Annotated in this window: 11 protein-coding genes; 8 read left to right on the forward strand and 3 right to left on the reverse strand. The window is 41.1% G+C overall.

Annotation, left to right across the window (positions count from 1 at the left end; genetic code table 11):
• Positions 1 to 50: 50 nt before the first annotated feature.
• Complete coding sequence (locus J0X14_RS13750) at positions 51 to 377, forward strand: YbaB/EbfC family nucleoid-associated protein (protein WP_207098372.1); 327 nt, start codon at positions 51 to 53, stop codon at positions 375 to 377.
• 116 nt (positions 378 to 493) lie between these two features.
• Here J0X14_RS13750 and J0X14_RS13755 read toward each other — a convergent pair whose 3' ends face one another.
• On the reverse strand, positions 494 to 1,519 hold the full coding sequence (locus J0X14_RS13755) for a threonine aldolase family protein (protein ID WP_207098373.1): 1,026 nt from the start codon (positions 1,517 to 1,519) through the stop codon (positions 494 to 496).
• A 164-nt stretch (positions 1,520 to 1,683) separates the two neighbouring features.
• Positions 1,684 to 4,086, reverse strand: a complete 2,403-nt coding sequence (locus J0X14_RS13760; RefSeq protein ID WP_207098374.1) for a zinc-dependent metalloprotease — start codon at positions 4,084 to 4,086, stop codon at positions 1,684 to 1,686.
• Between the two features lie 194 nt (positions 4,087 to 4,280).
• Between J0X14_RS13760 and J0X14_RS13765 the strand changes: the two genes are divergently transcribed.
• The 7 genes from J0X14_RS13765 to J0X14_RS13795 all read left to right on the forward strand — a co-directional run bounded on the left by J0X14_RS13765 (position 4,281) and on the right by J0X14_RS13795 (position 12,296).
• The gene (locus tag J0X14_RS13765; RefSeq protein WP_207098375.1) at positions 4,281 to 5,747 is read left to right on the forward strand and encodes a circularly permuted type 2 ATP-grasp protein; all 1,467 of its coding nucleotides are present in this window, start codon (positions 4,281 to 4,283) and stop codon (positions 5,745 to 5,747) included.
• Positions 5,748 to 5,753: 6 nt separating this feature from the next.
• Positions 5,754 to 6,701 (forward strand): alpha-E domain-containing protein, encoded by a 948-nt coding sequence (locus J0X14_RS13770; protein WP_207098376.1) that lies wholly within the window; start codon positions 5,754 to 5,756, stop codon positions 6,699 to 6,701.
• Between the two features lie 38 nt (positions 6,702 to 6,739).
• Positions 6,740 to 7,603 (forward strand): transglutaminase-like domain-containing protein, encoded by an 864-nt coding sequence (locus J0X14_RS13775; protein ID WP_207098377.1) that lies wholly within the window; start codon positions 6,740 to 6,742, stop codon positions 7,601 to 7,603.
• A 52-nt stretch (positions 7,604 to 7,655) separates the two neighbouring features.
• Positions 7,656 to 8,751, forward strand: a protein-coding gene (gene prfB, locus J0X14_RS13780; protein WP_207098378.1) for a peptide chain release factor 2 whose coding sequence is annotated in 2 segments (ribosomal slippage) — positions 7,656 to 7,718 and positions 7,720 to 8,751 — 1,095 coding nt in all. Because the reading frame shifts where the segments join, the coding sequence is not laid out codon by codon here.
• A gap of 127 nt (positions 8,752 to 8,878) precedes the next feature.
• Positions 8,879 to 9,220, forward strand: coding sequence for an arsenate reductase (glutaredoxin) (arsC, locus tag J0X14_RS13785; RefSeq protein ID WP_207098379.1), 342 nt, complete (start codon positions 8,879 to 8,881; stop codon positions 9,218 to 9,220).
• A gap of 24 nt (positions 9,221 to 9,244) precedes the next feature.
• The gene (locus J0X14_RS13790; RefSeq protein WP_207098380.1) at positions 9,245 to 9,712 is read left to right on the forward strand and encodes a hypothetical protein; all 468 of its coding nucleotides are present in this window, start codon (positions 9,245 to 9,247) and stop codon (positions 9,710 to 9,712) included.
• A gap of 100 nt (positions 9,713 to 9,812) precedes the next feature.
• Positions 9,813 to 12,296: a TonB-dependent receptor domain-containing protein gene (locus J0X14_RS13795; protein WP_207098381.1), complete on the forward strand. Its 2,484-nt coding sequence runs from the start codon at positions 9,813 to 9,815 to the stop codon at positions 12,294 to 12,296.
• Positions 12,297 to 12,346: 50 nt separating this feature from the next.
• On the opposite strand, the gene J0X14_RS13800 is transcribed toward J0X14_RS13795, so the two are convergent.
• A complete protein-coding gene (locus J0X14_RS13800) occupies positions 12,347 to 12,520 on the reverse strand; it encodes a hypothetical protein (RefSeq protein ID WP_207098382.1) in 174 nt (57 codons plus the stop codon).
• Positions 12,521 to 12,622: the final 102 nt, after the last annotated feature.

Here is a 12,622-nt window from a genome sequence, read left to right on the forward strand (position 1 = left end):
CTGCCAAATTAGTATTTTTGAAGTCAACTAGACACAAAAAAATTACAGCTATGTTTGGAGATATCATGGGAATGATGGGTAAACTCAAAGAAACCCAGAAAAAAGTACAGAAAACCAAGGAACGTTTGAACACGGTGATGATAGATGAGCAATCTTCCGATGGTTTACTAAAAGTGACCTTAACCGCCAACCGTGAAATTAAATCCATCAGCATTGACGATTCCCTTTTTCAGGATAAGGAACAACTAGAAGATTATTTGGTCCTTATCCTGAACAAGGCCATTGAAAAAGCTACCAACGTAAATGAAACGGAGTTGGCCGCTGTGGCTAAAGAAGGTATGCCCAATATTCCTGGGATGGATGCTTTTATGAAATAAAACATCCCTAAAGTCCCCTACCTGCGGCAGGGAGGCCTCAAGGGGACATTTTGATTTGTCTGGTCGAGCGCAGTCGAGACCTACAAAGGCTTCTCCACTGCCCTCGAAGTGACATCTTATCCAATTGTTTTCAGGATTTTAAGGAAATGCTGGTGCATCTCATCCGTATAGTCTAAATGGGTGACGATGCGCAGTTTGCCCTGCCCCATACCAATGATGGAAATCTGGTTTTCGGTGAGTTTGGTCAAAAAATCTGCTGATGTCATTTTGGATTCATCCAATTCAAAAATGATGATGTTAGTCTCAATGGGTTCAACTTTCTTGATGAAATCCAACGAGGATAACACCTCCCCTATTTCAGCAGCTTTCTTGTGATCTTCCGTCAACCGTTCCACATGATGGTCCATGGCGTAGATTCCGGCTGCAGCTAAAAAACCAGATTGCCGCATACCACCTCCCAAAACTTTACGAATCCGAAGCGCTTTATCAATCAAATTTTTATCTCCCACCAAAACGGAGCCTACCGGACATCCCATTCCTTTGCTCAGACAAACACTAATGGTGTCAAATAGGTTGCCATAGGCTTTAGGATCTTCCCCTTTGGCTACAAGAGCGTTCCACAAACGGGCACCATCCAAATGGTACTTTAGACCGTGCTCATCACAAACTTTCCGGATTCTTTTGAGCTCTTCAAAATCCCAACAGGCACCACCACCTTTGTTGGTAGTATTTTCAATACAGACCAAAGAGGTCAAGGGACTGTGGTAAAAATCAGGGGGATTTATGGCTTCTTCCACTTGTTGAGCTGTCATCATCCCGCGATGACCGTCCACCAGCTTACAGGAAACACCACTATTGAAACTTACACCACCACCTTCATAATTATAAACGTGGGCATATTTGTCACAAATCAACTGGTCTCCCGGTTGCGTATGCAATTTTATGGCTGTTTGGTTGGTCATGGTACCGCTCGGAAAAAACAGGGCGGCTTCCATCCCAAAGTAATCGGCCACTTTTTCTTCCAGGGCATTTACCGAAGGGTCATTTTTAAAAACATCATCCCCTACTTTAGCGGTCATTATGGCCTCCAACATTCCTGCCGTGGGTTTGGTGACCGTGTCACTTATCAGATTGATTGTCATAAAAGTTCAATTTCAAGCTCAAGTTCAAACTCACTTTATTTTTAGTTTCCTTTTTATAATTTCATCATTACGTAAAACCTTCCTTCTAGAAGATGTTGCTCATAATGTCTGCCTACATCAACAGTTATGCTTGGACTTGAACTTGTATTTGTGTTTGTCCCTATCTAATCCATGCAGTCCATTCCTATGGGAGAACCATCAGGAATTTTTGGGACAGGTATTACATTAAAACTGGAGGGTTTCTCCATGAAGGCATCGATACGTTTTACCATTTCCACAGTGATAGCTGTTTTTCCACTACCCAATAATGAGACCTTAAGTTCTTTTAATGTTTCATTTGCGATTGCATTGACTTGGGGATGCACCTCTGTATGGGCCGCCAAATTCATGATATGGTACAATACCCTAAAGTTGATGGTTTGTTGCACTTCTTCCAAATAAGGGTCCTTTTTGGATTCTTCAATGGTAGTGTTAATCAACTCGCTTAAAACTTCTTCCAATCCCAATTGATTTTTATCCAAGCTCTTTTGTTGAATCAATCTTGAAGCGCGTTCTGGGTGTAGCAATAACCCCAAAGTCATATCCGCAGCGGTTTCAGGAGCTGAAAGCGCATCAAAACTTACCCCAGTCCTTCCCATCAATGATTCGCGAGTACGTGGATAACCAATGGCTCTGGGCGGGAAAAGACCCAACTTATTCTTGGGTATGGCAACGACCTCGGCATCCAAAGTTTCTAAGATAGATTCCAACGCTTTTTCTTGTACTGCTTGATTTACAGGCTCCACAACTCGTTGTCCATCTCCTTTGACAGCATAATTGTAGTCGAGACCGCCAACAACCTTTGAAACGGCCTCGGTTTGATAACGATGGAAAAAATACAAGGGGGCAAAAACATCTTCCAAAACAGAATTGGGCTCCCCAGTTCGAATATTATCAATGGAGAAATTGTTCATAGCTGTTTTTCTGATCTGCAATACACTTTCCAATTCCTGACTGGCACTTTTGCCATTGTCCCACAGGTGGGCCAAGGCATGGGCACCTCCGGTGGGTCGTGCATCTTGATCGGAGATATAGCGCAACCCATCATCTTGGGCCTTCTTTAGGATAGCGTTAAGTCCTTTTTTTTCTGAAGTGCCGCTTGGAAAATCAGCATACGAATACGCTACTGTAACTTTATCCCACACGCCAATACCTGTGTCATATGCATTGGAGAAGTCAATGGTATTTCCTTTCAATTCGAATTGTGGATGTGGATAATCCATAACCGACGCTCTGTTGTTAGTGCTCGCGGCAAAATTATGCGCAAAACCAAGGGTGTGTCCTATTTCATGGGCAGAAAGTTGACGAATTCTGGCTAGAGCCATATCCAACATCGGTTGGTAATTATCATCACGCTCAGCAAAAGGCTTGTCCATCAAAGCTTGGGCAATCAAAAAATCCTGACGAATCCGTAAACTCCCCAAACTTACATGACCTTTCATGATTTCTCCTGTTCGTGGGTCGGTGATGCTACTTCCGTAACTCCAACCTCTGGTTGAACGATGCACCCATTGTATCACGTTGTAACGAACATCCAAAGGGTCGGCGTCATCAGGTAGTATTTTAAGTTGGAAAGCATCTTTGTATCCGATAGCCTCAAAGGCTTGGTTCCACCATTTGCCACCTTCCAATAGCGCGGAACGAACGGGTTCTGGCGTTCCATTATCTAAATAATAGATGATGGGTTCCACGGCTTCACTTACTTCAGCTCCAGGGTTCTTTTTTTCCAAACGATGGCGGGTTATGAAACGCTTTAAAATAGGTTCCTGTACCGGAGTTGCATAATCATAATAGGTAATTGGATAGGAACCACAACGAGGGTCGAACACCCGCTTTTTGTATTTGTCATCGGGCAACTCTATTAAGGAGTGATGTTGGGCAACAGTCACCAAACTGGGATTTGGTGTTACCGACTGAATCCAAGCTCCCTCAGGATTACCTTTAAAAGTCAAGGTGACATCAAACTCCACATTTTTAGGAAATGCTTTGGTTCGCTCAAACGCCAAGGCACTTTTGGAAGTGTCTAGGCTATATGTTCCTTGTTTTGATGCTTTTAGTCTATTGGATACGCCATGGGCATCACGCATTAAAAAATCCGTAAAATCAATAAGGTAATGTCCTTTGGATTCTTCCTCGATTTTAAAACCATGCAAAATGGATTTGGCAAAAGCCTGTTCCACCGATTTTCGCTCCAAAGCATTATCGGTAATGGCCCTGTACGTTAGATTGGGCTGCACCAATAGCAGTTTATTCCCTGCTTTTTTGAAGAAAACCACCTGTTCATTGCCCAGCTGTCCCCTATCTAAACCAATATCATTGCTCCCTATTCCACTGCTCAAGGAATAGACATATAAAAACTCCTTGTCCAACTCATCCACTTCCAGATAAATCTTATCTGAAGCATCATCATAATAGAAATTGAAATATCCATTGAACTTTTGGAAATTCTTGGCTTTGTCAAAGGTTTGTCCATATACCGAAGTAAACAAACAACCTAAAAAAGTAATGAGGGTAAATGTGTTCTTCATAGTTGAGTAGTAATTGGATTTAAAAATATGTAATTCATTTTAAAAAACCCTGCGAATCCTCCTTTTCCACCTTAAAATCTATATTGATAAAAATTGCCTTCAATTTTTGTTTCATCCATTTTTTTACAGATGGATTTTTAACTATTGTTTATTTCATAAGAGATTGAAAATCCATATTTTAATAAAAAAACAATATGGGGTCAGCCACAGAAAAAACCATCTTTTCCAGTTATGTACGAAAAGAAGGATTGTTTGATGAAGTTTTTAAAGGTAATGGTAATGTTAAGTCTGTGTATCAGAAGCTTTTAGATCTATATGGATCTCGGTCCATTGAAGATTATGTCAACTTGAACACAAAGGCGAAATCGTCTTTTTTCAACCAAGGTATTACGTTTCAAGTGTATGGCGATAAGCAAAGTCAGGAGAAAATCTTTCCTTTTGACCTCTTTCCAAGAATAATCGACCCAAAAGAATGGGAAATCATAGAAAAAGGAGCGATTCAGAGAAGTTTGGCGCTAAATCACTTTTTATGGGATGTCTATCACGATAAAAAGATTGTGAAGGATGGCATTGTCCCTATAGAATTATTGAGTTCCTCGCCCAATTATCTTCATCAAATGATGAATGTTGATCCTCCCAGCAAAGTCTACAACCATATTTCTGGAACGGACATCATTAAACACTCCGATGGCAATTATTATGTATTGGAAGATAACATCCGCTGTCCCTCAGGTGTAAGCTATGTCATTTGCAACCGAACTGCACTAAAAAGGGCACTTTTTGGCGTGTTCAACCATTATAAGACCCATACCGTGACCAATTATGCCGAGAACCTGCTACATCTTTTGGAAAGCGTAAAGCCACCGGGCGTAGATTCACCCGTTTGCGTGGTAATCACTCCAGGTATGTTCAATTCAGCGTATTATGAACACTCCTATTTGGCCAAAGCCATGGGGGTGGAATTGGTAGAGGGTCGTGATCTTTTTGTTGAAAACGATTTTGTCTATATGAAAACCACACAGGGCCCGGTCCGGGTGGATGTGGTATATAGAAGGGTTGATGATTTATTCATAGACCCCATGGAGTTCAATCCCGATTCTGCACTGGGTGTTCCTGGATTATTTGCCGCCTACCAAAAAGGCAATGTCACCATCGCCAATGCCCCTGGCACCGGGGTTGCTGATGACAAGGCCATCTATACCTATGTTCCGGATATCATTAAATACTATCTAGATGAAGAACCCATCCTAAAAAATGTACATACCTATCATTGCAGCCGTCCTGATGAGTTGAAATATGTTTTGGAAAATGTGAAGGAATTGGTAGTAAAACCTGTGGATGAAGCTGGAGGGTATGGTATTTCCATAGGAAACAAATTGACCAAGGATGAAATTGAAAAAGTAAAGGCCGAAGTAAAAGCCAATCCCAGAAAATATGTGGCACAGCCCATAATGTCCTTATCTGTACACCCAACCTATATCGATGAAAAAGAATCCTTTGAGCAACGGCATGTGGACTTGAGAACATTCACCGTTCTAGGACATGACCAACAATTTGTATTGAAGGGTGGCCTTACCCGAGTGGCTTTAAAAGAAGGAAACTTAATCGTAAACTCATCCCAAGGCGGCGGATCTAAGGATACTTGGGTGTTAAAACAATAAAATAGTATGCTTGCACGAGTAGCCAATAATTTATTTTGGATGGGAAGATATGTTGAACGGGCAGAACATGTAGCCCGTTTTATGAATGTAAATTATTTTTCATCCTTGGATGCCCCCAACCAATTGTCGCAATCCAGACAGTTTGTACTTCGGTCCATGCTGTTTATGGTGGGAGATCCTGTATACGATGATTCCTTAAAATTAAAAGAAGAGGAAGTCTTATTCAATATTGGGTTGAATCGGGAAAAGAACTATTCCATCATCAACAGTATAAAAGTGGCCAGGGAGAACGCCAATAGTTCGCGTGATCTTATTTCAACAGAACTGTATGAAAGCCTTAACAAGTTTTATCACTATGTGATGAACTATTCCACAGACACCTTTGTAAAGACCAATCTATATGATTTTACGGTGAACATCACTGAAATGACCGCTGTACTCCGCGGAAAAATTCGAGGTACGTTGCTTCATGACGAGGTATATGCCATTATTATGATGGGTGTAAATATTGAACGGGCCATACAGATTACCCGAATCATCAACACCAAATACAACGATGCCTTAATGGCCAAGGGAAGCTACGGAGACCCCATTGGGAATAGTTTTGAGTGGAGTACCTTGCTCAAATGTGCCGAATCGTATGATATGATGCGCAGACTCTATAAAAAATCACCCAACAGCACCTCTACCCTTGAGTTTTTACTATTGAATGGAAGGTGCCCCCGTTCCTTTATGAACTGTATCAACCAAGTGTACAAGCATATCCTGGAGATAGATAAAAAGGTGGAATATGCCAAAAGCTCAACTGCTTTTATGGTAGGCAAAATAAAAGCTGAATTCGAATTCAAACAAATTGAGGAAATACAAGAGGACATTCAGGGCAATCTGGATTTGATCCTTAATAAAATGTTCAAAATTAGTGAGAACATGGAGAAAGAATTCTTCAACTACTAGGGCAATTTGACTAACTTGGTCCGATTGAAATTTTGCCCATGTTCTATGAATATGAAATAGATTATGACACCCAAAACTCCTATGAAAAGGGGTTAAATGAAGCCTTTTGGCAATTTTTGGTTGTTCCCGAAGAAAATGATACCCAAGAACTCACCTATTGGCATTTTGAGAATGATTTGGGAGAACGCAACAGTGTTTCCATCAATGGACTTGGGTTTCGAACGGTGCAGGTGCGATCTAAAAAGGAAATCGACCATATCAAATTCAATGCGCATTTTAAGCTCATTAAAAAGGAAGTCAATCCGTTTGATTTTGAGCTTCCGCTGGATTCAAAAGAGGATTATGACCAACTCCGCAGTCTGGATTTTAGAATAGATCATGAGCCCTTCCTAAGAAATACCCGATTGACCCATCTTCCTGAAAAATATGCGACCATTTTCCCATTTGATGAAAATGTAAGCTTATTTGAGAATCTTCAGGCACTGAACCAGTGGGTTTTCAACAAAATATTTTTTAAGCCCGGTGTCACTGATGTACATACCCACATGGAGGAGATTATCGAAAAAAGACATGGAGTGTGTCAAGATTTTACTCATCTTTTCTGTGCTATTGCCAAGAAGAATGGAGTTCCCACCCGTTACGTTTCGGGGTATCTGCACCAAGGAAATGGGTTCTTCGGGGATTCCCAAATGCATGCTTGGGTAGAGGCCTTTGTGCCTAATGCCGGGTGGATAGGCTTTGACCCCACCAATAATCTTTTGGCCAACCATAATCATATCAAAGTTTGCCACGGCAAGGATTACACCGACTGTGCTCCCTTAAAAGGTGTGGTCTACACGCTAGGAAAAAATGAGACCAAATACTCTGTATTGGTAAAAGCGGCTCAGCAGCAACAGCAATAGATAATTTATAGAATGTGCAGAAAGAAACTTACTTTTGCGCAAAATTGAATACATGGTAACCACAGATCAGCAAAAAGATCTTATTGAGCGCCTTGGTGCGTTAAGGAGGTATCTTTGACATCGATGCCAAACTCATTGAAATAGAAAACGAGGAAGAAAGAACCCTCGAACCCAACTTTTGGGACAATCCCCAAGAGGCCCAAAAACAAATGCAATCCCTTAAATCCAAGAAAAAGTGGGTGGAAGATTATGAATCTGCCAAAACTTTGGTAAGCGATCTTGAGGTATTGTCGGAATTCCAACAAGCAGGCGAAGTTTCTGAAGATGAAGTGACCCAACAATATACAAAAGCGCTGGACCTCATTGAAAATTTAGAGTTCAAGAACATGTTGTCTGATGAAGGAGACGAACTTACTGCAGTGCTTCAAATAACGGCGGGTGCCGGAGGTACGGAAAGTTGCGATTGGGCCTCCATGCTCATGCGGATGTATCTGATGTGGGCCGAGAAGAACGGGTACAAGGTCAAAGAGCTCAATTACCAAGAAGGCGATGTAGCAGGAATCAAAACCGTAACCTTGGAGATTGAGGGCGAATATGCCTTTGGTTGGCTTAAAGGTGAGAATGGCGTACATAGATTGGTGCGCATCTCCCCTTTTGATAGTAATGCCAAGCGACATACTTCATTTGCTTCGGTATATGTGTACCCTTTAGTCGACGATACCATTGAAATTGAAGTCAATCCTTCAGATATTGAGATTACCACAGCACGTTCCAGCGGGGCTGGTGGCCAAAATGTGAACAAAGTGGAAACGAAGGTACAGTTGGTGCACAAACCTACAGGTATCCAGATTTCTTGTTCTGATTCTCGGTCACAGCACGACAATCGCGCAACGGCCATGAAGATGCTGAAATCGCAATTGTACGAAATAGAGCTTCGGAAAAAACAAGAGGCCAGAGCTGAAATAGAATCCTCAAAAATGAAGATTGAGTGGGGTTCCCAAATCCGAAATTACGTGATGCATCCGTATAAATTGGTGAAAGATGTTCGTACAGCAGAAGAAACCGGTAATGTGGACGCTGTCATGGATGGGGAAATCAATCCTTTTTTAAAGGCCTATCTTATGATGATGGGGCAGAAAGAAGAATAATGGGTTGGTGACGAAGGAAGAAAAAAGAAAAAAGAAAAAAGAAACAAGACCAAAGACATAAAGCTAAAGGGTTTGGGGTATCACCGGCAATGGGCAACTGATAACTGATAACTGATAACTGAAGAATATGATTAAAATATATCACAATCCAAGATGTGCAAAATCCAGGGAAGGACTGGGTGTGTTGGAAAAATCAGGGCAAGATTTTGAAGTTGTTAAGTATTTGGACGAAGTACCTTCCAAAGAGGAGTTAAAAACCCTAATTGGGTATTTAGGCATAGCTCCATTGGAATTGATTCGCAAAAATGAGGCGGTCTGGAAGGAGAAATACAAAGGAAAGTCCCTTTCAGATGACGAAATCATCATTGCTATGGTGGAGAATCCCAAATTGATTGAACGCCCGATAGTTGTAAAGGATAAAAAGGCCGTGATTGGCAGACCTTCAGAAAAAATCAATACCTTGCTATAGTATTACAAACGTATTCATTAGGCTATGAAAAGTACACAGACCCTTGTTTTCTTAACCCTTTTGACCACAATCTTGTGCATTGGTGATTTAGCGGCACAGTATGGCTATGGATCCCCCTACGGAAACCGTTACGGTAGAAGACAGAGCACCATACCCCAAGCGCAAGAAACCCCAAAAGAAGTGGAGCCTCCAACAGCAGAAGAAGTCGTGGATCAGCAAATGCCTTCCATTACAGAAGCCTTGGGACTTAACCCTTTTGAAGAGGCCGTGGTTCGCACAACGCTATTGCAGTCCGTTCAGCAACGGATTGAGTTGCAAATTTTAGGATTGGAACCTTTGAAGATGAAGGAGGAATACGAGAAGATTTTAAAAAAGCAGAACGAGGAACTGCAGGCCGGTCTACCAGAAGATAAGTACAATGCATTTATAGAACTTCAGGAAAACAGTTTCAAGGCCAAAAAGAAGAAGAAAAAGAAAAAGAAAAAAGATTAACAAATCATTAAGGTCATTCACGGGATCAAGTCTGTTGTTGGCAGATATAAATTTCGCTTCTTCTAATTTCATGTCAACTTTGTTTGCATAAAACCAAACTATGCAAAAAATCATTGTACCGATGTTATTGTTGGCCTTCATTTCCTTGAATGCCCAAACACGGCAGAGCCAAAACTCCATTACCATTTCTGGAACAGTAGTTGACCAAGATTCCGGACAACCCTTGGAATATGCCACTTTTGTTTTACAGGAGGCTGAAAATCCTGATAACGTAACTGGGGGAATCACAGATTTGGATGGTAAATTTGAGATTGAAGCTGCTCCTGGCCATTATAACATCCGTGTTGAATATATTTCCTATAAAACCTACTCCCGTAGCAACCAAAGTTATACATCTTCCACTGATTTGGGCAATATTATTCTTGCACCTGATGTGGCCCAACTCCAAGAGGTTGAGGTAGTTGGAGAAAAAACCACTGTTGAGGTACGATTGGACAAAAAGATATACAATATTGGAAAAGACATTACCACAAGTGGTGGAAATGTTAGTGATGCCTTAAACAATATTCCTTCTGTTTCTGTTGATGTGGAAGGTGCAATAAGTTTGAGAGGAAATGAGAATGTTCGGATTTTAATAAACGGAAAACCTTCCGCACTAGCGGGTTTTGGTTCTACCGATGTGTTGCAGCAGTTGCCGGCCGATGCCATTGAAAAGGTAGAAGTTATTACCAGTCCGTCTGCTCGATATGACGCTGAAGGTACGGCAGGGATTCTTAACATTGTCTTGAAAAAGGAAAAGACCTTGGGAATCAATGGGTCAGTAAATGCCACAGTTGGAGACCCTTTCAATGCAAGGGTTACAACCAATTTCAATCTCCGTACCGATAAATTCAACATTTTTAATACACTGGGGTATTTCCACAGAGAGTCTCCTGGAAATGGATATAGCGATAACACTTATTCGCAGGGAGAGTATGACCGGATCATTGAAGATCGCAATACCAGTAGAAATGATGATGGCTTCAACCTTAATATTGGAATGGAGTATTTCCTTACGGAAAAATCATCCATAACGGGAAGCTTTTTCTACCGTATTTCGGATGAAAACGATATCACCGAAAACGATAACCAACGATTTACTGATGCTGCATTGGCAAGTCGCACCTTTAGAAGTGAAGATCAAGGTGAAGATGACAACAGCTATCAGTATTCCTTCAATTATACCAATAACATCAATGATGATGGGCATAAACTCACCGCAGATTTTCAATACTCATACGATGATGAATCTGTTTTTACGGTGATCCAGGAAAACAATACCGTTCCCAATACAGATTTGTTGGCCTTGGAAAATATATTGGAGGATCAAACCCAGGATGACATACTGGCCCAAATAGACTACGTTTTGCCCATTGGTGATGCCCAATTTGAAGCTGGGTATCGCGGAACTTTTGAAAAAGAGGTCAATGATTACCAATTGGACCAATACAACTTGGATACCGATGAATTTGAGACCAACATAGATTTGACCAATGTCTTTACGTACCATGAGAATGTGAATGCCCTTTATACCCAATACGGGAATAAATTTGGTAAATTTTCCTTCTTGGCAGGTTTGCGATTGGAAAACACCGAGATGAGAGGTGGCGTTGATTCCGAAATAGACAGTGAAGCTTTGGAAGAGATTCTTGGAGAGGATGTTGACTTGAATTTTGACAAAAACTACCTTGGTCTGTTCCCTACCATTAATTTGATTTACGAATTTGAAGGCAACCAAAACCTTTCCCTAGGGTATAACCGAAGAATTAACAGGCCCAGAGGGTGGTTTATCAACCCTTTCCCTTCTAGGTCTAGTAGAACCAATGTTTTCCAAGGGAATCCAGATTTGGACCCTGCTTTTGCCAACGCTTTTGATATAGGTTACCTCAAGCGATGGACCAAATTGACGTTTACATCATCAGTCTACTATCAACGGGAAACCAACTCGTTTGAACGTATTCAGGAAGAAACTGGGGAGGTTACTTCAGATGGTATCCGTATTATCAGATCTATTCCTATTAACCTTTCTACCAATGAGCGTATTGGCGCAGAAGCAGGAATGCTATACAACCCTACAAAATGGCTACGGTTGAATGGTAGTTTCAATTTCTTCCAGTTCAGTTCTGACGGTAGCTTTAATGGAGTGGACTATGGTACAGAAAACACAAGTTGGTTTGCCCGGTTCAGTTCAAAATTCACCTTGCCTGCCAAAATAGATTTCCAGGCCAACTCGTTCTATATGGGGCCTCGTCAAAATGCCCAGACAGAAACCAAAGGCATGTTCTCCTTGAACTTGGCCATGAGCAAAGACTTGTTTAAAGATAATGCCACGGTTTCAATAAATGTGAGCGATGTCTTCAATTCACGAAGACGTCAATCTTTTACACAAACTGAATTCTTTACTTCTGATAGTGAATTTCAATGGAGGGTAAGACAAATCAACCTGTCCCTAATCTATCGCTTTAATCAACCCAAGGAGCGTAGACAAAGAGGAGACCGACAAAATGATGATGATGGAGAAGGTGAAGGTCAATTCCAAGGTTAGAAAAGAAGAAACGATATAAAACAAAAAAGGAGCCAAATTGGCTCCTTTTTTTATTCTTTAAGCTCAGCCCTTTTGGCCTCGCGTCTTTCTTTGAACATTTCACGTAAGTTGCCAATCAACCAATAAGGCACCACAAAGGTCAACAAGAAAATCATCAACCAAAAACCAATGGTCAAAATCGTTAAAAAAGCTAAAAAACCTAAATATTGGTCAAATTCGAACATTATACTTTCCTTTTGTTGAACAAAGATACTTCCTTCTTGTGAAAAAATACAAATCTCACTCCAAAAAAGTGTATTTGCCCATAACAACTACCATATAATTTT

The sequence above is a fragment of the Allomuricauda sp. CAU 1633 genome, from assembly GCF_017313225.1.
Lineage (GTDB): Bacteria > Bacteroidota > Bacteroidia > Flavobacteriales > Flavobacteriaceae > Flagellimonas.